The following is a 20,751-nucleotide window of genomic DNA, read 5'->3' as shown; positions in this document are numbered from 1 at the left end:
ACGAATGAAGGAGTATGCATATGCCTAGAGTATCCAATCTCAAGCGCGCACAAGAATACAAAACGCTCAAGCACACATTCAAAAAAGACCACCGCGACTCTGGGCGTGAAGAAGAAGTTGCCGCCAGCATTGCCAATCAACACCTTCAGCAAGCGGGTGAACCCAAAGATAACTCATCTTGAATAGTGTTTTTACCAAGCATCAACACATAGTCAATTTTCAATCAAAATCTATGCAGGTTTGCGGGGTGGCTGATTTGTAACACCCATGGCTTACCTGCTAAAAAATGGGGATTGTTATGCAACAAACTGCTGATATTGGAATTTCACCCCTCAACTATCAACCCGCTTACGAGGTGCTGGCGGAGAGCGAAACAAAAAGCCGGGAAAACCTGCAATATACCCTGCGAAAAATCTCGGAAATCACTGCCGCACATGCGAACTATAGCGCCCGCAGTGTGCATGTGAAAAGCCACGGCCTGATCTCTGCTGAAATGGAGATTTACGATAAGCTCCCCGCGCCACTGGCCCAAGGCATGTTTGCCAAAGCACAAACGTTACCATTGGTAATGCGTTTTTCTACCGTACCTGGCGATATTTTGCATGACAAAACCTGTACCCCACGCAGCCTGGCGATCAAGGTGCTCGGCGTAAATGGTGACAGGCTGCCAGGTAGCGAAGAAGCCATCACCCAGGATTTTTTATTGGTGAATGGTGCCAGCTTTCTATCCTCCAGCGTGCAAGTGTTTCTGTCTAACCTGAAACACATTGCCACTACACCAGACACCAGCACTGAATTCAGGCATTTTTTATCGCAAATATTCCGCTCTACCGCCAAGCTGGTCGAATCGCTCAAACATGGCCAGCAAACCCTGATTAGAAATCTGCACCAGTCGCAAGAAACGAATATTTTAGGGGAAACCTACTTTAGTCAGGACCCGATTTTATACGGCAATTACATGGCCAAAATGGCTTTTGTGCCCGTTGCGCCAGACCTGCTCACCCTCACCAACAAACCGATTGATACCCTCGCCTCAGATGGCCTCAGAAAATCCATTGTCGACTACTTTATTGCCCATACTGCCGTGTGGGAGCTGCGTGCGCAACTGTGCACCGATATCAAGCAAATGCCGATTGAAGACTCAACCGTGATCTGGTCAGAAGATGTGTCGCCTTACATCCCCATTGCGCGCATCACCGCCAAGCCACAAATTGCCTGGAGTCCCTATCGTTCGCACGTCGTCGACGAGTGCATGATGTTCTCGCCCTGGCACGGCATTCAATCGCACCGGCCATTAGGCTCGGTGATGCGGCTGAGAAAAATGAGCTATGAAATGTCTAAAAACCTGAGTGTCGCCCCAACAAGCACACAGATTTGTGAGCCGACGAGCCTGGACGACTTGTGCTAATACAAACACACGCCAAAGCCATCGGCCATGATCAAGCAGTGTGCCGATCACGCAAACGATAGGCCAGCAGATCCGGCAAATAGGTTGCGATGATCATCAATGCTGCCAGGCTTAAAAATATCCACTTAACCGAATAGCTGGTGACAAATTTAGCGGCGGGCGTTTGCGATTGCACAAACGTATAAAATGCCGGTTGGTCGATGCCTTCGATATATTGGCCTTTGATCTCGGTGGCCATTTCTTTTAGATGATCGACATCCTGGCTGGATAAATAACGATCAAACTCAGCATAGGCCACCGGTGGGTCAGGATCATCTTTGCTGGCGTCGCTGTAATTGACACCACCACCCGCGCTTTCGGCCGCTGCGTCGGTGCCCCAATAGCCGACAAAACGATTATTCGCGTTAAAGCGCTTAATTGGCGAAGGCTCTTTGCCGCCCACACCAACAAAAATAATATTCTTGCCGATGCGCACATCGCTAATATCCAGCTTGTTGATACCATTGGCTTTGGGCGCTTCATCACCATCGGTAAAAAACAGCATTTGCGCCGGAATATTCAGGTAATCAAACGTCGCCTCAGCCGCTTTTACGCCAAACGTCATCCGACTATTGCCGCTCCAGGCCATGCGCCATTCCAGGTGATTAATGCTGTCGGTGATAATGTCAAAGTTAGCACACACTTCTAATGGCATAAACAGTAGCGCAACATTCTCCGCCGCAAATACGCCCACACTCACATAAGTGCCGCAGGGCGAGGTTTTCACCACCTGCTTCATTAAGTGCTGGGTATAGGCCAAGCGTGTGGCAGGCTTACTATCCACCTTCATGTCTTCCGCATTCATGCTTTGCGAAATATCGGCCAGCAATAAATAGTTATGCACCTCTTGCTTGAGCTGAATCTCTGGCTTCACCAGCGCCAGCAGCAAAAAAAGCATGGCACCCAGCAGCAGGCTGGTTTCGTAATGGGCTTTCAGCAGCGAAAAAAGACGGTTCATGGCAAGCCCTGTGGCAAGTTGCTGATTTCCATGCCGGAAGGGTCCTGCGGCACGGTTTTAATATGTTTGGGGATCACGCCATGCAATAAACTCAAATTGAATTTGGCCGCCTGATTATTGGGGTCCAGTTTAAGTGATTGTTCATACGCCGCCCGCGCCTGCAAATAATCAAATTTGGCTTGCTCCTGAATCGCACCATCCGCCTCAACCAGGCGCTGCAAACCAGAGTGAAACAGGTGGTTGCCAATATTAAAATGAATCTGCGATTTTAGTTGTTCGTTAGGCATGAACACCGCCTCATCATGTTGTTTAGGCGCCTCTAACAATTGGCCAAAATTCTGTATCGCGTGCTTGTAATGGCCAGCGTTGCCTTGCTGATAAGCATCGGCAAACTTTTGATGAAACGGATACAGGTCACCCTCGAGCACGGCACCACGTTGCAACGCCGCATTAGCATGGGCGATTTTACGCACTTGATAACCCTCGTAGGCACTGCCTAGCACGCCCACGATGAGGGCAACGCACAGCACCTGGTTTTTGCGCATTAAATGATTTTTCATTCGTATACCCTCACATTTTTAATCACCAGAATCAGCAACACCAGCACCAGCGCGCTCATCATAAATACCCTGGAATAATCGTCGCCAGCAATGGTTTCGCGATATTGAATGGCTTTTTTCTCGCGTGAGTCGATGTCATTAATGGCAGACTGCAAGGTTTCCGGGTCGTCTGCTTCATAAGCTTTGTATTTAAGCCCCAGCGATTGAAAGTATTTATGCAGCACAATGGAGTTTGGCGTGCGGTCTTCGTCATATTCGTTTTTGGAGAAAATGCTCGGCTCGCCTGGCTCGCGCAGCATGATCCAGTAAATACTCAGCTTGCGGCTTTTTAGGCGCTCGCTGAGCAAAAACTTCACGCGCGGGCTCAGCTTGCCTGCACCGTCTGACAATAAAATCACCGCGCGTGAACCAGAGCTCTGAATGTTATCGAATAACCCCACCGCTTCGGTCAGCCCTGCGCCAATATTGGTCTGGTTGAGCGACGGGCTGGTGGCGGCCACAATCGCGGCATGAATCGCATCGCGATTAGTGGTAATTTTGATGCCATATAGCGCCGAGTTGGTGAAACCAACCACGCCCATCATGTCGTTCGGGCGCGAGTCAATAAACTGCGTAATAATGCGGCGGGCGGCGGCAGACTTGATTTCTGCCACATGGCCGGACGCATCACCGGCAAACGGGTGGTCCATACTCACACTACGGTCTATCACCATCACCGTTTGGGCGCCTTTGCCCACCCGCGGTATTTGCTTATCGGAGCCTCTGGGCGCAGCCAGTGCAATCACAATGCTCAACAACAGCAACGACATAATCACTTTAACAGCCAGATTCAGCCGGTCCGAAAACAGGTCTTCAGGCATCATCTCAAGCCAGCTGTAATGCTGTCCTTGATGGCCTTTTAACCAAAACGGCAGCAGCGCAATTGGCAATAGTGCCAATGCCCATGGATTTAACAGAGTCATGACACGCCCCGCTCACAATCGCGTAACCGCTTGCTGAGCTGCACCAGTTGCGTAATCACCTGGCCACTATCACGGCCACGCACGCCATACAGCGACTGATTAGACGCCGCAAAAAACTGCGTAATCTCGGGCTGCATACCTTTAAAGCCAGGGCGCAAGCGCACAAACTCGTCCACATCCCGCGCAAAAATATTGGCGCCATAGTGCTGGTTAAATGCCTGATGCAAATAAACCAATGCCTTTTTTTCTTCAACCGCTGTTTTTGGCTTGGACGACTTGGCCAAACGCTTGAGCTGCCGGTGCGCGCGGGCAAACGCCCCACCCATCAATGGCAGCCATTGACCATCAGCATTCATGTATAGCAAAGCCAGCAAGCTCGCTATCGCCAGGGTTAAAAATAAGCCCAGACGCTGTTGATCGGCCGCACTGTTAATCAGTGGTGTCTTTACTTCTGGCAGCATATTTCTCTTGGCGGTGAGCGAGCCACCGGTCACCAACGGCGAAAACCAGAATCCCCACGCCGGAATAGCCAACCGCGTACTACCCGCTGCTGCACTATTTGGGTCATTTTTTCGGATTAATGTTAATTTTTCAGCAGGCAAATGCATCACGCTGGGCGTCGGGCTGACGGCAAACACCTGGTAACGCAATTGCACGCGATATTCAATGTGCTCGGCTTGCTTGTCGGTTTGCAGCGCCACATGCACCAGCTCTATACCCGCATGCTTGCTGCCTTTTTTGGGCAAGGCATTGTCTGGCAATGTGTATGCCGCAGGCGCCAATACCGTCACCGTTCTCGTCAGCACATCGCCCACATGCACCCCATTGCTGGCCTGAGGGTTAGCCACCTTGAATGTGGGCGCCTCGTCTGCCAGGCAAAGAGTTGCCGTGAATAGCATGCTGGCGATCGCGATCAGCCGCTGCACACCCTTGGCGATGCTTATATTTGAAATCCGTGTTTGCATACTTGTCTCACCATCACATTGCTTGTTCAAAATAATGCGTCATCAACTCGGGCCGGTAATCACCGTGCATAAACAAGGCCGGGCTATCAAATCGCATAAACAGGTTTTCCAGCGCATGCCTGCGCGCATTAAACGCAGCCACAAACTTGGCTTTGACTTCGCTCCTGAAAAACAGCGTACGGTTACGCCCGGTCTCGAGGTCTATCATGGTGCCAAAGCCAAACTTGGGCAGTTTTTTGTATTCTTCATCGTCCCACAGCACGATGGGGATCACTTTGTGTGCAGACATTGCCAGCAGGGTTTTCTCAATCTGCGCCAACGGCATGTGGAAATCCGAAATCCAGAACACCAATGCCCGTGTTTGCCCTAAAAAATCAGGCATCTCCGTCACGCCGTCTACCCCTATGCGCAAATGCTGATAATCATGCAGTAAAGCAATGGTTTGCTTGCTCTGGTGAAAATTGCGGCTGAGCGGCAAGGTGTAGTCCTCTAACACCTGCTGGTTGTAGCCAATAAAGCCAAACAAATCGCCTGCCTGCTGTGCCGAGTTGGCCACCGCCGTGGCAACTTCGATCGCAGTATCCAGCTTGCGCTGGCGCCCACGAAACTGCATAGAGCCGGACACATCGCACACGGCATAAATCGGCGTCGTACTGTCCTGGTTAAACTGCCGCACTTTCACCTGCTCAAACGGATCGCGAATGGTCTGCCGCAAATCCATGCGCCGCGCATCCGGATAATCCACCAGGTTGATGGTGCCGCGATAATCAGAGCCAATACCGCGCTGGGTGCCCATATGATCGCCGAGCTGAATGCTGTCTGACTTCCAGCCAATCACATATTCAAACGGGCGCGCATAACAGGCGTCATCGTTGTGCCCGCGCGCCTTGTCTGCCGCTTTTTTTCCAGCATTTTTTATCAATGAACGCATGTGCCGATTCTTTTTACGCGGCTTTGCTAAACGTCAGGCTAGGCACCGCCACCGTGCGGATAATATTGTCCGTCAGCTCTCTCGCCAGTGCCGTGCGGCGGTTTTCATAGGCGGCGTTAAACACCAGGCGGTGTGAAATCACCTCGTGAAACACGGCATGAATATCTTCCGGGTACAAGCTATCGCGATTATTTAACCAGGCATTCACACGCGCTGCCTTCATCAGCATGCCCATACCGCGCGGACTAGCGCCGGTCTGGATCACACGGCTGATATCAACGCTATCCATGGTCACACCAAATTTTTCCGGGTGCTGGGTCGCGTCCCATAAATCCATGGTGTATTCCTCCAGCACATCGCTAGACTGGATATGGTCTTGCAGGCGGTCAGAAAACGCATTCAACTGGTCAAACTTTAAAATGCTGCTGTCCACCTGTTGCGTCAGTTTTTCGGCATGCTGAAACTTGGTGTTAAACACCAGCGATTTTTTCAACTCGCGATCCGCCGGAATCTCAATCGGGATTTCCATCATAAAGCGGTCACGCGCGGCGGAGGGGATTTCAAACGTCTCGTTTTTTTCTACCTGGTTACGGTCAGCAAACACAATCATGTGCGGCATGCGATATTCTTTTTTAAACGCACTGATATGACGCTCGGCCATCACGCGCAACATCAAGGCATGTACCTGTGGCCGTGCACGGTTGATCTCGTTAAAAAAGAATACCGATAAATCTTCACCGGCGCGCAGCAACGGACCTTCATCAATTTGCGGGCGACCATCTGGCCCCAAAAAGGTGTGGTAAATGAGGTCATTCGGCATCAGGTCAACCGTGCCTTCAATCCGCTCATAGGCACCACCAATGCCACGCGCAATCGATTGCAGCAAAGTGGTTTTACCCACGCCGACGCCACCATCCAGCAACACATGGCCACGGGCAAAAATCGCAATATTCATCAAGCGGACCGCTTTGCTCTGCCCGACAATCACCTGGTTTACCTGCTTTTCAAGCTCCAGCGCATGATGACGCCAATCTGTCAGTTGGATATCTAATGGAGGTGACATGATGCTTCCTTTACTAACCGTGGTTAAAAATGCGCACTGAGTCATGTTTACACCCAGGCGATTGATCTGTTTTAAGATGTTTCAGAAATGTAACAGAGTGACACTAGTCCACAATCCTCCAGTTTTTAGAACTTTACTGGTCCAGTTAATTGCGAGATATATTGCTGGTTTGATAATCCAGATTTACAATAAAAGAAAGGGAATTTTTCCCGCGATCAAGTGCTTGTGGTCGCGCTAATGGAGAGTGACATGCTACGTTCGTGGAGTCTTAAATTAACCATTACCGACACCTCGGGCTTGCCCGTCTATCTGCAAATTGCCCAGCAGATCATGGAGGAAATCCAGCGTGGCCGCTTAGCCCCCTCTACCGCCATGCCAGGCACGCGCGAGCTGGCAGAAAAACTCAAGGTCAACCGTAAAACGGTGATTTTGGCCTATGACGAATTAATCGCCCAGGGCTGGCTGGTCTCGGAGCAACGCAGAGGCTCGTTTGTCTCGGCCAACCTGCCTAACTTTAATACGCAGCCGCAAGCCTCAAAAAGTAGTAAACAACCCGCCAATGTGGTCGAAGGCCCCACGCACCCGCTGCTCAATTATCAATCGCCGGTCGATGGCGTGATTGATTTTAACGATGGCATCCCCGATGCACGTCTGATTCCGTTTAATATCCTGTCGCGCGCATTTAGACATGCTTTAATCGGCTCCAGCAAGGGCAAAAGTTTAGGTTATGGTGACCCGCGCGGCACGCTGGCTTTGAGGCAATCCATCGCCACCATGCTCAATATGGAAAGAGGCTTGAGTGTAGATATAGACCAGATTTGTATTGCGCGCGGTAGCCAAATGGGTATTTTTTTGGCCGCGCGCGTATTGACGCGGCCAGGCGACAATATTGTGGTTGAGCAACTGAGCTACCCTGCGGCCAAAGAAGCATTTAGATCCTGCGGCGCCAATATCTTAACTGTCGGCCAAGATAAAAAAGGCATTGATGTGGTCGCGCTGGAAAAACTCTGCAAGCAGCAGCCTATCCGCGCGATTTATGTCACGCCGCACCACCAGTTTCCTACCACAGTGATCATGACTGCCGAGCGGCGGTTAAAACTGCTACTGCTGGCCGAGCAATACGATTTCACCATTGTCGAAGACGACTACGACCACGAGTTTCACTTTTCGCATCACCCGGTGTTTCCACTCGCCAGCACCAACCACGGCGGCCGCGTCATCTATGTCGGCTCATTATCAAAAGTGCTCGCGCCCGGTTTGCGCGTAGGCTACCTGGTGGCCACACCCAGCCTGATAGACCGCTGCGCACAAGAAGTGATGCTTATAGACCGGCAAGGCAACTCAGTCACTGAGTTAGCCGTGGCCGAACTCATGCACTCCGGTGAAATCAAACGCCATATCCGCCGCACGTTTAAGGTGTATAACGAACGCAGAAACTTACTGATTACGCTGATTAAAAAAGAGCTCAAAGAATATGTTACCTTTGATGCCCCCGATGGCGGACTCGCCATCTGGTTGCGTTTAAAAGAAGGCTACGATGTAGAAAAAATTGCGACAGCAGCATTAACCCATAAAGTGCGTATTTTGCCCGGCACTTTGTTCTCAGAATCACAGCAAAGCGTGCATGCCATTCGGCTGGGGTTTGGCAGCTTAACCACGGTTGAGCTAGAGAAAGGCGTGTTGGCGCTAAAACAAGCTTTTGCGGGCAGTTAACGATTGCCCTCAATAAAATACATTGATGACCAACATATTGATATTTAAGAAAATTTAAATATGACCGAAAACAGTGTATTAGCGCCGGCTTAACTTATTGTGGGAAGATGCAGATAAATCAATATTAGAAATATTCGTTCATTTTATGAAAAATATTAAAAATCAAAATATTGAGAGTAATCAATATATTCAGACACTTATTGATAACTTTCCATTTATGGTCTGGCTTAAGGATGCGAATAGCCGGATATTGGTGGCGAATACGGCCTATGCCAACATGGTGGGCGTCACCTCCAGTGCTGAGCTGATTGGTAAAACAGACTTTGATTTTTTTCCGCCTGCTCTCGCGCAAGAGTATGTCGATGGCGATCAATGGGCCATGCAGAATACCGCACCGAGTGCAGTGACTGTGCCGATTAAAAACGCTGAAGGTGAATATTACTGGATAGAATCTTACAAATCCTCTGTGATTGTCGATGGCGAAGTGGTCGGTTCCCTCGGTTACGCCAGGGATGTCACCGAGAATATCCTGAGAGAAAACGAATACAAATCCATCGTAGAAAACTCTTCTAACTGCATCGCCAAATACAACCGCGCCTGCCAGCGCATCTTTCTCAACAATGCCAATTCACTGTTTTACGAAGTGGACGCCAGCAGCCTGATCGGCAAAACACCGTCACAATATCCCGGCGGCGCATCAGCCATCGCGCTTGAGCATAGTATTCAAGAGGTGTTTCAAAGCGGCGAGAATCAACATGTCGCTTTTAAACTGACCACAAAAAATGGCAAGCAAAAAATCATGCACACGGTGTTAACGCCAGAATTTAATGCCATCCACGAAGTGCAAACCGTCATCGCCATTGGCCAAGATATGACGCAGTCTTATGAAAACCTGGACCGCATCCATCATCTGGCCTATGTTGACTCAATCACCAAACTGCCCAATCGTATTTCATTACTTGACGTATTGGATGCATGCATCAAGAAAACACGGCCGTCAGACGCTGCATTTGCGTTTTTAATGCTTGATTTAGATGGTTTTAAAGCCGTCAATGACTTACTCGGCCACGCAGAAGGTGACTTGCTGCTCTACGAAATGGCCAGGCGCATTGAGCGGTCTGTGCGGCCCACAGATACCGTTGCCCGCTTGGGCGGCGACGAGTTTGCCATCGTGCTGTCGGAGGTCAAAGACTCTAAAAATGCGGGGATAGTCGCCAAAAAAGTGCTCGACTCTATCAGGCAACCCATTTTGATTCAGGGCACAGAGCTTTTTATATCGGCCAGCATAGGAATCGTCATTTGCCCTGACCACAGCAGCGATGTGAGCGATATTGTGAAGTATTCAGATATCGCCATGTATAAGGCCAAAAAACAAGGCCGAAATAACTACCAGTTTTACTCAGCTGATTTATCGCAAACCACCATCGAACGCATAGACATTGAACAATCATTACGTAGAGCCCTGCAAAACGATGAGTTTTTACTGCACTATCAGCCGCAAGTGAATTTAGAAACTCATCATATTGTTGGCGTAGAAGCGCTGATAAGATGGCATCGCAATCACTGCGAAATGATTCCGCCCGATAAATTTATCGGCATTGCCGAAGACTCAGGACTCATTATTGAGATTGGGGAATGGGTCATGCTCACCGCATTTAAAGATGCCGTTAGATGGAATGCCGACCGGGCAGACCCCATCACCGTGGCCATCAATTTATCGAGCCGGCAATTTATCCATAACAACCTCTTAAACTCCATCAACCATTTACTCAAAAAAACCAAATGTAACCCGGCATGGATCACACTAGAAATTACCGAAAGCCTGCTGTTAAGTGACAGCATCCACATCACCAAAACCCTAAAATCCCTCGATAAAATGGGCTTTAGAATCTCCCTCGATGACTTTGGCACTGGCTATTCCGCGCTCAGCTATTTAAATAAATTTCCGGTGAGTGAAATTAAAATTGATCAATCATTTGTTCAAGGTATTGCCGACGATAACGACCACCGGCTGATTGTGCAGGCGATTATTTCAATGGCGAAAAGTTTGAAAAAAGAACTTGTGGCAGAAGGGGTGGAAACAGCGGAACAAGCCAAGTATTTACTCGATTGCGACTGCAACGTGGTGCAGGGCTATTTGTTTAGTAAACCCAAACCATTTGATGAGATTGATATGCAAGCTTCGTGGAAAGCTGCTGTTTAAAACAGTAATTCTATTTGGACGCTTAGTCAGCTGCAATCAACGCTAGCCCAGACCTCAACTCAGCCGCGTCAATCTCCCTCACCAAGCGCTTAAGCTCAACGCCATCTTTTATCAAAATCAGCGTAGGCCATAGTTTCACGTGGAACGACCGCCCCAGCCTGCGGCCTTTGCCATCTTCAATTTTAATGTGGCGGATATGTGGAAAATGGCTGAGCTCAGAAGTAATCGTTTCTTGCGCAGCCTTACAGTAGCCGCACCAACTAGCACCAAATTCCAGCACGGTGGCGCCTTTGAGGGCATTTACTTCTTCGCGCGTAGGCTCCAGGTTTTCCATAGCTTATTTCTAATTCTTTCTCCCTTTGAACTGTCAAGAATTCCTTGACAGTTACCTAAGGCACTGAGACAACCGCACAATCTTTTGATGATATCTAGATGAGTGGAAGTTAGTGATTCTTGTGACTAAAACTTCCATCCTGACGACAAAGCTTCCGCTTGCTGTAACACCGTTTGCACAGCAGCATCTTGCAAATCAGGTGGATAACCATACTTACGCAAAATACGCTTTACCAGTACACGCATCCGGGCCCGAGCAGAATCCCGATGTGCCCAGTCCACAGTGACATTTTCGCGAAGGCTTACTAACAACTCGTGTGCGATCAGTTTTAGTTTATCGTCACCCATCACCTCTAAAGCACTGTTGTTTTCTGCCAGTGCATCATAGAAGGCAATTTCTTCATCAGATAGTCCAGACTCTTCGCCACGCTGACGTGCTGACCGAATATCCTGAGCTAGTTGGATTAATTCTTGTATCACCTCGGCAGTCGTAATCGCATTGGCGTGATAGCGTGCCACGGCATCTTCCAAGCGTTCCGAAAATGCCTTGGTTTGCACCACGTTAGCTTTGCTACGAGATCGAATGCCGTCATTAATTAACTTACGCAAGGCTTCCAGTGCAAGGTTCTTACGCTCCATCTGCTGCACTTCAGCAAGAAACTCATCAGAAAGAATCGAGATGTCCGGGCTCTTAATACCAGCGGCGGCAAGAATATCCACAATCTCAGTCGAAACTACGGCACGACTGACAATCTGCTGAATTGCCAGTTCGCGCTCCTGCTGTGTGACTCCAGAGCCTGTACTGCTCTTCACCAACGCGGCTCGAATCGCCTGAAAGAAGCCAACGTCCTCTCGGATATCACGCGCATCATCAGAGGCAGATGCCAAAGCAAACGCCTTGGACAACGCTAGTACTGCATCCTGGTATCGACGATGAGCATTTTTTTTGCCTTCATTAGTTTTCTCTTTCGCGGCCAGCTTCTGCTGCAGGTCGAGAATCCACTCAATCGCCCCGGCCATCATCACCAGACGTTCTTGTGGTGTGGCATTCATTGCAGAAGCATAGTTGTAGCCGTGGTACATATCCCTCACAACTTCATACTTCTCCAGCATCACTGCAATGGCTTCAGCTTCATCAATGCCAGTGGTTTCCTGATCATTTTTAGAATACTGTTGTAGGGCAGACTTCAAGTTTTGCGCAATGCCGATGTAGTCCACAATCAGACCGGCTGGCTTGTCTCGAAACACGCGGTTCACGCGCGCTATCGCCTGCATCAGGCCGTGACCTTGCATCGGTTTATCCACGTACATCGTATGCATGCAAGGTGCGTCAAAACCGGTGAGCCACATATCCCGCACGATCACAAGCTTGAGTGGGTCTTGCGGATCGCGTGCACGCTTGGCCAATAAATCACGTCTAGCCTTATTGCCAATATGCTGTTGCCATTCCTTAGGATCGCTCGCCACCCCTGTCATTACAATCTTGATTGCGCCTGCATTGTCATCATCGCTATGCCAATCGGGGCGTAGTTTCATAATTTCTTCGTACAACCTCACGCAAATGCGGCGGCTCATACACACCACCATGGCCTTACCATCTAACGCAGCTACCCGATCTTCAAAGTGGGCAACCATGTCTTTGGCGACCAATGCCAGTCTTTTATCGCTGCCAACCAGGGCTTCAATCGTAGACCCCTTTTTCTTTAAGCGCTCTTGGTCGGCCTCGGAATCTTCTTCGGTGAGATACTTCACCTCAGCATCTATTTTTGGCTTCTCTTCCTCATCGAGCTCAATCCGCGCCAGCCGGGATTCGTAGTAGATCGGCACTGTGGCACCGTCTTCCACCGCACGGCTAATGTCGTAAACATCGATGTAATTACCGAATACTAATGGTGTGTTCACATCGTCCGCTTCAATCGGCGTGCCAGTAAAACCGATAAATGATGCATTTGGCAAGGCGTCGCGCATGTACTTGGCAAAGCCGTACGAAATTTCGCCGGTCTTGGCGTCCACCTTGGCTTTAAAGCCATACTGACTTCGGTGCGCTTCATCCGCGATGACGACCACGTTGCGTCTTGTGGTGAGCGGCTCTGTCACCTCGCCAAACTTCTGCAACGTCGTAAAAATAACACCGCCAGAGGCCCGGTTTAACACCTTCTGCAAATCGTCACGGCTTTCGGCCTGTATCGGCGTCTGCCGGATCAGGTCACGGCACATCGAAAAAGTGGCAAATAGCTGGTCATCAAGATCATTGCGGTCAGTCAGTACTACCAGTGTCGGATTTGCCATGGCCGGATGCCGCACCAATTGCCCTGCATAAAACGCCATCAAGAAGCTTTTGCCCGACCCTTGCGTATGCCAGATAACCCCCGCACGTTTGTCACCTTGGCGCTGTGTCTTCACACTCGGCAAACCATAATCCGCTGGATCTTGCGCTGCGCCTTGTATAGAAGCTGAAGCTCGAATTGTTGAAGCAACCGCATGCCGTACTGCATGAAATTGATGGTAGCCTGCAATGATTTTGAGCAAGCCAGACCCCGTTTCACCAAACACGGTGAAATCGCGTAGCAAAGCCAGCAAGCGGCGCTGCTCGAATACGCCTTCAATCAATGTCGAAAGTTCTGGCGCACCTTTAGGCGCAACATCCGTACCGTCGGTGGTGCGCCAAGGCATAAAGCGCTCAAGGTCTGCTGATAGTGACCCAACCCGTGCCGCAATACCATCTGAGGTCACCAGCAGTGCATTGGTATTAAACAACGCGGGGATCTGTTGCTTGTAGGTCTGCAGCTGGTTGAATGCACCCAATAGATGCGCCCCTGCACTTCCCGGCGCCTTGAGTTCTATTACGCCTAACGGCAAGCCATTTACGAATATCACCACATCTGGCCGACGATTGCTTTGGCCGTTAATCACTACAAACTGGCTCACCACTAGCCAATCGTTATGCTCTGGGTGCTCAAAGTCAATCAGTGTGACTTTACCCGCCGTCAGCGTGCCATCATTTGCGTAGTACTCAACGTCTACACCTTCCGTGAGCAGCTTGTGAATGCGGCGGTTTTCTTCAAGCAGCGATGGCAATTCAGATTGCATCACTCGCCGCAAAGCATCTTGTTGCGCCTCGGCTGGCAAACTCGGGTTCAGTCTTGATACAGCATCCTCAAACAGCTGTTTGAGAATCACCTCATTGTGACTTTCTCGCTCCGGCTGCTTGCCGTCTGGGCCAATGTCTTCTTCACATGCAATGTTGTAACCCAGTGCCTGCAGTTGATCCAGTAGTGCTTGCTCCACTAGGGCTTCGGATAAAAATGCCATTAGCGCTCCCCCTCAGTGAGCAATCGCACCAGTGGTGTATTAATAAAATACATATGCTTGCCTTGCGCAAACTCCTGCACGATGCCCTTGGCCGCGAGCTGCTTCAAATATTTAGCCGCTGTCTGGCGAGTAATGCCGAGGTCACGCTGTACAAACTCAATGCGCGTATAAGGGTGCCGAAACAAGTTGTTAAGCAAATCCTGAGAATAGAGTTTGGGCAACTCCTGCCGTAAACGCTGCTTGGTTTCCGCCATCAACTCACGCATTCCCTCAACCAGCACCACGGTAGTCTGTGCCGTTTCAGCCACGGCCTGCAACATAAACAATAGCCATGCTTGCCAATCACCTTGATCACGCACAGCCTGCAGCAGACGGTAATAATCCGTCTTATGCTGATTGATAAAGCGCGAAAGATAAAGTACAGGCGCCTCTAGCAGTCCCGTTTTACTCAGATAAAGTACACTCACTATCCGCCCAATACGCCCGTTGCCATCGCTAAATGGGTGAATGCTCTCAAACTGATGATGAATCACTGCCATCTTCAACAAATCATCCAGCCCATCCTCAGCCGTATTGATAAAGTGCTCCAGCGCATGCATATGCTGCAAAATCTCCGCCGCGTCTTGCGGTGGTACAAACACCGTCTTACCCGTTTTGTCGTTTTTAAGTACCGTACCCGGGGTTTGACGAAACTCCTCTGCGCTATTTTTCAGCATCTGAAACAAGCTAATTAGCAAACCATTGGTCAACAACCCCTGTTGTTCACGCATCTGCTCGTAGCCCAACATCAAGGCTTCACGGTAACGCGAAACTTCTTTAGCTGCTATTGATATCCCTGCTGCCAACTGCAAATCCGCCTGAAACAGTTCATCCTGCGTAGTGACATAGCTTTCAATTTCCGAGCTGGCCTTAGCCTCTTGCAAAGTCAACGTGCTGACCAGGATGCCTTGATTGGGGATACTCTTGGCGCAACCCTTCAATTCCGCCAAATGGCGATGAGCCAATGCCAATGCTTTCAGCAACACTGGCGCATCAAAATCCACATCTACAGGCGGCAAAGGGGGGATGATATAGCTCGGCGTTAACATGACTCGCTCATCGTGTTAATAAAATTAGATATTTTTAACATGATAACTGTAATATGTTCAAAAAAAGAAGTTTTTTAACATTTGTGGATCACCTGATTACCGCCACCATGGCATCAGCCTTCTGCCTGCTCTACAATAAACTCAAGAATTGATATTCCGCCGCCATCACCATCTTCGCTCCATTCAATCGGAACTTCTGGCGGTATATTGAAATTATCACCCTCACTATCCTCAGTGTCGGCAACCAACAAGTAATCGGCTTGATTTGCGAATTTGCAGAAGAATACTCCACTACCCCGCGTAGATTTTGCTTTGCTTCCAACAGCACGCTCCATGAAAATGGTTTTTGCCTTGGCCGTCTCGTTTAGCAAATCATAGATAACCTGATTCCAGCCTCTTGTTCTTGGCTTTGGGGTATCAAAGACTTTGCCCGCATTACCCACCAGAAACTCCACAAGCTCATCAGCAAAGGTTTTATAACGACTGATTTCCGGTTTTGTTGGTTGTGCTGTGTAATGTATAAAAACTTCTGGCCAATGCGCGATCAAATAGAGTGGCCAATCCCGCCAATACATGTAGGGACCATTGAGTAATGTGTGCTCTGATCCTATCAGAAGATATTTTGCAGCATCATACATATCCGGCGCTTTGATACACCGCGATTTTCCAGTTAAGCTGCCCGACCTAGATGCATATGTAAATCGTGGCCATCGCTCATAGAGATGCCATTGATTCTGATTGTCAGGTGTTACTGGAATGCGATCTGCTTTTTTTGCCTGTAGAAGCAAGGCCCGCCTTTCTTCAACCTTTCCACTCACAACTAAAGTTCGGATTAGTAAAAGGTCGCCAATTTCGACTGACTTAGGGGATGGCTTAGGAAACGAACTACAAGTAACGAAAGGTCGTGCATGAACGAAAACACCACCCGCTTTTATTTTTGTTGTTCCGGAAAGGCGGATTGCATTGAGGTGCTTAGGAAATTCGGAAACCAGATTGGCAATGAGTTGGGGCTCTGAAAGCTTTAAATTAGCAAAGGCATCATATAAAGCATCAGCAGTTGCATTGGCAAGCCGCATTTTTTCTTCGAATGAAAAGTGACTTTTCATGCTAAATCTTCCAAGCTACGCTCAACATCCGATACTCGCAATTCTCCAGAGATTAACTTAGGTAGCAGGCTGTCACGTAGATTAATCAAACCAAGGTTCTCATTGCTTGACATCTTTTCTAGCAATGGCTGAACTTGCGCTGTGAACACACCCAACAATGCTGCTGATGGTATGGTAACCATTTCAGACTCGAGAAAGCGTGTAGTCTGAAAGTTTGCAATTCCGGTACTTTGGTTTTGATATTCCCAAGTCCCGCCTGCAGCGTAGAGGTCCTGTAAATGCATGAAGGCAAGCACGCCTAGCTCTGCGCTCTTTGGATGAAATCTTCTGCAAAAGCTGGCGCATACAACGGCATTACTAAATCGCTCAAGGGTTGCTTCTGAAATAAAGATGGCACGGCCTGTTGGCTGTGTTGGACTGCCTCCAGAAATTTCCAAAACGATATCACCAGCATGCAATCGACGAGGGGCAAGCTTTTTTGCAGTTGTGTATCGAGTCGGTACATTTCCAATACCACCTGATGACACATCAGGAAAGTCGGTTCCTCGAATTATGGAAATAACTTCAGTGTGGTCATCATCTGGAGCATCCTTTCCCCAGTCTCCACCAATTGTACTGTCCAGCAATGACCCAAACGGGAGGCATTCCCACCCCTCCGGAATTTTCCCCAACTCTGATTCAACAAACCGTTCGGGGAAGAGGTCGTAAAGTTGAGCGGGCAAGCCAGGCAGAGATTGGCCTCGCTGCCAGCGGCCGTCAATTTTGGCCCGCACCGGTTCAAAGTCCACAAACCACGCCTTAAACAAGGTGTTGGCAATCGCGCCCAGCGTTTCGTTCTGCTTGCGATTGAGTTCGATTTTGTCATCCAGTGTGCCAAGGATGTGAGCGATAGCGCGTTGTTCGTCAATGAGCGGAGCCTTAATATCCAAGGTCTCGATCATCGTCTTGGTAAGTGCATTTCTTGTCGCGCCAGCGGAAGCAAGAGCCAGTAAATGGTCTTGCATGGAAGGACTAACGAGAACATACCGCAGAAAACGCGAATCCAGCACGTCAGACTGCGTACGGATTATTGCAACATGCTGGTTTACGCGTGCAGGCAAAAAATCTGGATTAACCTGACAACAACGAGCCACTGAGTCGCCAGTAATATTTAGGAGCACATCATTTTTCTCAACTATGACGTTACGCAACTCATGCGCTTGGGAATCGTCGATGTAAGCCAAACCTTCTGGTGTAAAACGGTCGTTATAAATGTTTTGGCTACGTATTAGAGCTGTTTCGCCGCCTCTATAAGCATCCTTACCACCACGGGGAGTCGCTCCACTGCCAATCTTTAGGCAAACTTTTCCGAGTTGAAACTCCTGCCACTCATTCGCCATATCCAAGCCTCTTCAGGTTGGCATCAATCAACCCTTCTATCTTGGCTGCTTTGGCGCGCTGCTCACGCCACAACGTTGAAAGGCGCAGCATTTTTTCCTCGAAGGGCTCGCCATCGTCGGCTTGCTCAGCGGCACCCACATAGCGGCCTGGTGTTAGCACATGGCCGTGTTTGCGAATCTCATCCAGCGTAGCAGATTTGCAGAAGCCCGCTACATCCGCATATTCCCCTGCATCTTTCTCACCCCGCCAGGCGTGGTAAGTGTTGGCGATCTTTTGCACTTCTTCATCAGTGAGTTCACGCCGGGTACGATCTACCAGCACACCTAGTTTACGGGCGTCAATAAATAGCACCTGCCCGCGACGGTCACGCAGATGTGCTTTACCAGAATGGCCATTGGATTTGTCGCGTGCCAGAAACCACAAACAGGCAGGGATTTGCGTTGAATAGAAAAGCTGACCTGGGAGGGCAACCATACAATCCACCACGTCTTTTTCTATCATTTCGCGGCGGATATCACCCTCACCAGAGGTGTTGGAACTCATGGAGCCATTAGCCAGGACAACGCCTGCTGTGCCAAACGGCGCGAGGTGGTGATAAATATGCTGCAGCCAAGCGTAGTTAGCATTACCCACGGGCGGTGCGCCGAATTTCCAGCGCACATCTTCACGCAGGCGGTCGCCACCCCAGTCTGAGATATTGAATGGCGGATTGGCAAGAATGTAATCAGCTTTCATCGGCGCGCCGTCGCTACCGCGATGGGCTGCAAACTCGTCTTTGTGAAAGCTGCCTTCATTGTTCCAAAAAATCTTGGAGTCAATACCGCGCACGGCCAAGTTCATCTTAGCCAGTCGCCAGGTAGTGTAGTTTGACTCCTGCCCGTAAATCGCGATATCGCCAATGCGGCCGCCGTGCTCTTGCACAAACTTTTCCGACTGCACAAACATCCCGCCCGAGCCACAACAGGGGTCATATACACGGCCGGAATATGGTTCGAGCATCTCGACCAGTACTCGCACCACCGAGCGTGGAGTATAGAACTCGCCGCCCCGTTTACCCTCAGCGCCAGCGAATTGCCCAAGGAAATACTCATACACCCGACCAAGGACGTCTTTAGAACGGTCGCCTTCTTCATTGAGCGCAATACCAGAGATCAAGTCGATCAGCTCGCCTAGCATCACTTTATTAAGTGCAGGGCGTGCATAGTCTTTGGAGAGCACTCCTTTGAGCGACTCGTTGTCCTTCTCTATGGCGCGCATTGCATCATCAATGAGAGTTCCGATGCTAGGTTGCTTAGCGTTAGCCTGCAAGTGCGACCAGCGCGCTTCTTTAGGCACCCAAAACACATTGTCTGCCAAGTATTCGTCTTTATCTTCCGCGGCCAGCGCATCCTCAGCTAACAAAGCGTTGTACTTAGCCTCAAAGGCATCGGAGATATACTTAAGGAAGATCAACCCAAGCGCAACGTGCTTGTAATCAGAAGGCTCCATATTGCCGCGCAGCTTGTCAGCTGTTCTGAAAAGATCAGCCTCAAAACCTAAGTGATCACCCTTGATATTTTTGTTATCTTCTTTTGCCATTTTCTATTTCTTAACCCATCGCTGAGGATTCAGCACACATACTACTTAATAAAAGCTTAAACTCGTTTCAGCCAAGATATTAACTTATTGGCATCAAACAAACACCCTCTGCAATTTGGATGTTGTACTCAATTCGCCAGCAAATTAAATAGAGACTGCTATTTTTGCCCTGCTTGCTCATTTTTGGCCGAGGTTTGAAGCAAACGGCACTCACTAAACAACTCCGCCACCCACTCAATAAACGCCCTTACCTTAGATGATAAATGCCTGTTTTGCGGATACAACGCATTAATCGGCAAACTCCCTGCGCCATAATCACCCAGCACTTTTTCTAACTTACCCTCGGTTAAATAACCTTGCACCATAAAGCTGGGCAGTTGGCAGATGCCTATGCCTGCCAGCGCGGCGGCGACAATGGCATCGCCATTATTAATAGCTAGTTTGCGTATGGTGGGAATTTCTTGCTCGGCGCCTTCGTGCTCGAGGATGAAGTTGCGCACTTTGCCGGTTTTGGATGAAAAGAAGTGCACGGCCTGGTGGCGTTGCAAGTCGTCTGGGGTTTGTGGTGTGCCGTAGGTTTTTAAATAGTCTGGCGAGGCGACCAGCATAAATTGCATGGTGCCTACGCGGCGCGCGACCAGGCTGCTATCTAACAAGTTGCCGATGCGGATGACGCAATCGACGCCCTCCTCTAACAAATCAATCGGCCTGTCGTCGCAGCCGATTTCGAGTTGTATGTCGGGGTAGCGTTTAAAAAAGTCTGGCAGTGAGGGAATAATCACCAAGCGCCCTAGCGGCGTGGGCACATCTACCCGCAAGCGCCCTTTGGCACTGGCGGTGGCCTGGTTGAGGGCGGCTTCGGTTTCTTCTAGTTCGTTTAATAAGCGAATGGCACGCTCGTAATAGGCGGCGCCATCAGTGGTGACGCTGATGCGCCTGGTGGTGCGGTGCAACAACCTCACACGTAAACGTTTTTCCAGTGCCAGCACCTGGGCCGAGACGGTGGTTTTGGGCAGGTTGAGTGATAGTGCGGCTTTGGTAAAGCTCTCCAGCTCTACCACGCGCGTGAATGCCAGCATGGTGTCGAATCTATCCATAAGCCCCTCTAACCTCTCTTGATTGTGCAATAAATTAGCACAGTGATTACATATT

At 49.5% G+C, this 20,751-nt stretch carries 17 protein-coding genes; 4 read left to right on the top strand and 13 right to left on the bottom strand.

What is annotated here, in order from left to right; all coding sequences use genetic code 11:
• The first annotated feature begins 20 nt into the window (after nucleotides 1-20).
• Both METH5_RS15745 and METH5_RS0106105 read left to right on the top strand, forming a co-directional pair.
• Entirely contained in the window at nucleotides 21-182 is a 162-nt protein-coding gene (locus METH5_RS15745; protein WP_198290684.1) for a hypothetical protein, read from the top strand.
• 116 nt (nucleotides 183-298) lie between these two features.
• On the top strand, nucleotides 299-1,408 hold the full coding sequence (locus METH5_RS0106105) for a catalase family protein (RefSeq protein WP_029147675.1): 1,110 nt from the start codon (nucleotides 299-301) through the stop codon (nucleotides 1,406-1,408).
• Nucleotides 1,409-1,439: 31 nt separating this feature from the next.
• On the opposite strand, the gene METH5_RS0106100 is transcribed toward METH5_RS0106105, so the two are convergent.
• The 6 genes from METH5_RS0106100 to METH5_RS0106075 are packed head-to-tail and all read right to left on the bottom strand — an operon-like array spanning nucleotide 1,440 to nucleotide 6,886.
• The gene (locus METH5_RS0106100; RefSeq protein ID WP_029147674.1) at nucleotides 1,440-2,405 is read right to left on the bottom strand and encodes a vWA domain-containing protein; all 966 of its coding nucleotides are present in this window, start codon (nucleotides 2,403-2,405) and stop codon (nucleotides 1,440-1,442) included.
• The gene (locus METH5_RS0106095) at nucleotides 2,402-2,965 is read right to left on the bottom strand and encodes a hypothetical protein (RefSeq protein ID WP_029147673.1); all 564 of its coding nucleotides are present in this window, start codon (nucleotides 2,963-2,965) and stop codon (nucleotides 2,402-2,404) included. The genes METH5_RS0106100 and METH5_RS0106095 overlap by 4 nt, the downstream gene beginning before the upstream one ends.
• A complete protein-coding gene (locus METH5_RS0106090) occupies nucleotides 2,962-3,927 on the bottom strand; it encodes a VWA domain-containing protein (RefSeq protein ID WP_029147672.1) in 966 nt (321 codons plus the stop codon). The genes METH5_RS0106095 and METH5_RS0106090 overlap by 4 nt, the downstream gene beginning before the upstream one ends.
• Nucleotides 3,924-4,892, bottom strand: a complete 969-nt coding sequence (locus METH5_RS0106085) for a hypothetical protein (RefSeq protein WP_029147671.1) — start codon at nucleotides 4,890-4,892, stop codon at nucleotides 3,924-3,926. Before METH5_RS0106085 ends, METH5_RS0106090 begins: the two co-directional genes overlap by 4 nt.
• 13 nt (nucleotides 4,893-4,905) lie before the next feature.
• Nucleotides 4,906-5,823, bottom strand: a complete 918-nt coding sequence (locus tag METH5_RS0106080) for a DUF58 domain-containing protein (protein WP_081726711.1) — start codon at nucleotides 5,821-5,823, stop codon at nucleotides 4,906-4,908.
• A gap of 13 nt (nucleotides 5,824-5,836) precedes the next feature.
• A complete protein-coding gene (locus METH5_RS0106075) occupies nucleotides 5,837-6,886 on the bottom strand; it encodes a MoxR family ATPase (RefSeq protein ID WP_029147669.1) in 1,050 nt (349 codons plus the stop codon).
• Between the two features lie 249 nt (nucleotides 6,887-7,135).
• On the opposite strand from METH5_RS0106075, the gene METH5_RS0106070 reads away from it, so the two are divergent.
• Both METH5_RS0106070 and METH5_RS14780 read left to right on the top strand, forming a co-directional pair.
• A complete protein-coding gene (locus METH5_RS0106070) occupies nucleotides 7,136-8,599 on the top strand; it encodes a PLP-dependent aminotransferase family protein (protein WP_029147668.1) in 1,464 nt (487 codons plus the stop codon).
• Between the two features lie 145 nt (nucleotides 8,600-8,744).
• Complete coding sequence (locus METH5_RS14780; RefSeq protein ID WP_051412869.1) at nucleotides 8,745-10,802, top strand: GGDEF and EAL domain-containing protein; 2,058 nt, start codon at nucleotides 8,745-8,747, stop codon at nucleotides 10,800-10,802.
• A gap of 22 nt (nucleotides 10,803-10,824) precedes the next feature.
• Here METH5_RS14780 and METH5_RS0106060 read toward each other — a convergent pair whose 3' ends face one another.
• The 7 genes from METH5_RS0106060 to METH5_RS0106030 form a co-directional block, all read right to left on the bottom strand.
• Nucleotides 10,825-11,136 (bottom strand): thioredoxin family protein, encoded by a 312-nt coding sequence (locus METH5_RS0106060; protein WP_029147667.1) that lies wholly within the window; start codon nucleotides 11,134-11,136, stop codon nucleotides 10,825-10,827.
• Nucleotides 11,137-11,261: 125 nt separating this feature from the next.
• Nucleotides 11,262-14,447, bottom strand: a complete 3,186-nt coding sequence (locus METH5_RS0106055; RefSeq protein ID WP_029147666.1) for a type I restriction endonuclease subunit R — start codon at nucleotides 14,445-14,447, stop codon at nucleotides 11,262-11,264.
• Nucleotides 14,447-15,535: a Fic family protein gene (locus METH5_RS0106050; protein ID WP_029147665.1), complete on the bottom strand. Its 1,089-nt coding sequence runs from the start codon at nucleotides 15,533-15,535 to the stop codon at nucleotides 14,447-14,449. Before METH5_RS0106050 ends, METH5_RS0106055 begins: the two co-directional genes overlap by 1 nt.
• A gap of 113 nt (nucleotides 15,536-15,648) precedes the next feature.
• On the bottom strand, nucleotides 15,649-16,641 hold the full coding sequence (locus METH5_RS0106045; protein WP_029147664.1) for a hypothetical protein: 993 nt from the start codon (nucleotides 16,639-16,641) through the stop codon (nucleotides 15,649-15,651).
• Nucleotides 16,638-18,020 (bottom strand): restriction endonuclease subunit S, encoded by a 1,383-nt coding sequence (locus tag METH5_RS15190; RefSeq protein ID WP_051412867.1) that lies wholly within the window; start codon nucleotides 18,018-18,020, stop codon nucleotides 16,638-16,640. Before METH5_RS15190 ends, METH5_RS0106045 begins: the two co-directional genes overlap by 4 nt.
• Nucleotides 18,010-19,599, bottom strand: a complete 1,590-nt coding sequence (locus tag METH5_RS0106035) for a class I SAM-dependent DNA methyltransferase (RefSeq protein WP_029147663.1) — start codon at nucleotides 19,597-19,599, stop codon at nucleotides 18,010-18,012. Before METH5_RS0106035 ends, METH5_RS15190 begins: the two co-directional genes overlap by 11 nt.
• Before the next feature lie 158 nt (nucleotides 19,600-19,757).
• The gene (locus METH5_RS0106030; RefSeq protein WP_029147662.1) at nucleotides 19,758-20,696 is read right to left on the bottom strand and encodes a LysR family transcriptional regulator; all 939 of its coding nucleotides are present in this window, start codon (nucleotides 20,694-20,696) and stop codon (nucleotides 19,758-19,760) included.
• Nucleotides 20,697-20,751 lie beyond the last annotated feature (55 nt).

Origin of the sequence: Methylophilus sp. 5, from assembly GCF_000515275.1 — a bacterium.
GTDB lineage: Bacteria > Pseudomonadota > Gammaproteobacteria > Burkholderiales > Methylophilaceae > Methylophilus.
The sequence above is the reverse complement of the archived record's forward strand: the minus strand, read 5'-3'. Positions and strand labels throughout refer to the sequence as shown.

Excerpts from the sequence above, each read along its gene's own strand:
- METH5_RS0106035 (WP_029147663.1), bottom strand. The coding sequence starts at position 19,599 with ATGGCAAAAGAAGATAACAAAAATATCAAGGGTGATCACTTAGGTTTT.
- METH5_RS0106105 (WP_029147675.1), top strand. The coding sequence starts at position 299 with ATGCAACAAACTGCTGATATTGGAATTTCACCCCTCAACTATCAACCC.
- METH5_RS0106050 (WP_029147665.1), bottom strand. The coding sequence starts at position 15,535 with ATGTTAACGCCGAGCTATATCATCCCCCCTTTGCCGCCTGTAGATGTG.
- METH5_RS15745 (WP_198290684.1), top strand. The coding sequence starts at position 21 with ATGCCTAGAGTATCCAATCTCAAGCGCGCACAAGAATACAAAACGCTC.
- METH5_RS0106075 (WP_029147669.1), bottom strand. The coding sequence starts at position 6,886 with ATGTCACCTCCATTAGATATCCAACTGACAGATTGGCGTCATCATGCG.
- METH5_RS0106055 (WP_029147666.1), bottom strand. The coding sequence starts at position 14,447 with ATGGCATTTTTATCCGAAGCCCTAGTGGAGCAAGCACTACTGGATCAA.
- METH5_RS0106080 (WP_081726711.1), bottom strand. The coding sequence starts at position 5,823 with ATGCGTTCATTGATAAAAAATGCTGGAAAAAAAGCGGCAGACAAGGCG.
- METH5_RS0106085 (WP_029147671.1), bottom strand. The coding sequence starts at position 4,892 with ATGCAAACACGGATTTCAAATATAAGCATCGCCAAGGGTGTGCAGCGG.
- METH5_RS0106030 (WP_029147662.1), bottom strand. The coding sequence starts at position 20,696 with ATGGATAGATTCGACACCATGCTGGCATTCACGCGCGTGGTAGAGCTG.
- METH5_RS0106090 (WP_029147672.1), bottom strand. The coding sequence starts at position 3,927 with ATGACTCTGTTAAATCCATGGGCATTGGCACTATTGCCAATTGCGCTG.
- METH5_RS0106095 (WP_029147673.1), bottom strand. The coding sequence starts at position 2,965 with ATGAAAAATCATTTAATGCGCAAAAACCAGGTGCTGTGCGTTGCCCTC.
- METH5_RS0106045 (WP_029147664.1), bottom strand. The coding sequence starts at position 16,641 with ATGAAAAGTCACTTTTCATTCGAAGAAAAAATGCGGCTTGCCAATGCA.
- METH5_RS14780 (WP_051412869.1), top strand. The coding sequence starts at position 8,745 with ATGAAAAATATTAAAAATCAAAATATTGAGAGTAATCAATATATTCAG.
- METH5_RS0106060 (WP_029147667.1), bottom strand. The coding sequence starts at position 11,136 with ATGGAAAACCTGGAGCCTACGCGCGAAGAAGTAAATGCCCTCAAAGGC.
- METH5_RS0106100 (WP_029147674.1), bottom strand. The coding sequence starts at position 2,405 with ATGAACCGTCTTTTTTCGCTGCTGAAAGCCCATTACGAAACCAGCCTG.
- METH5_RS0106070 (WP_029147668.1), top strand. The coding sequence starts at position 7,136 with ATGCTACGTTCGTGGAGTCTTAAATTAACCATTACCGACACCTCGGGC.
- METH5_RS15190 (WP_051412867.1), bottom strand. The coding sequence starts at position 18,020 with ATGGCGAATGAGTGGCAGGAGTTTCAACTCGGAAAAGTTTGCCTAAAG.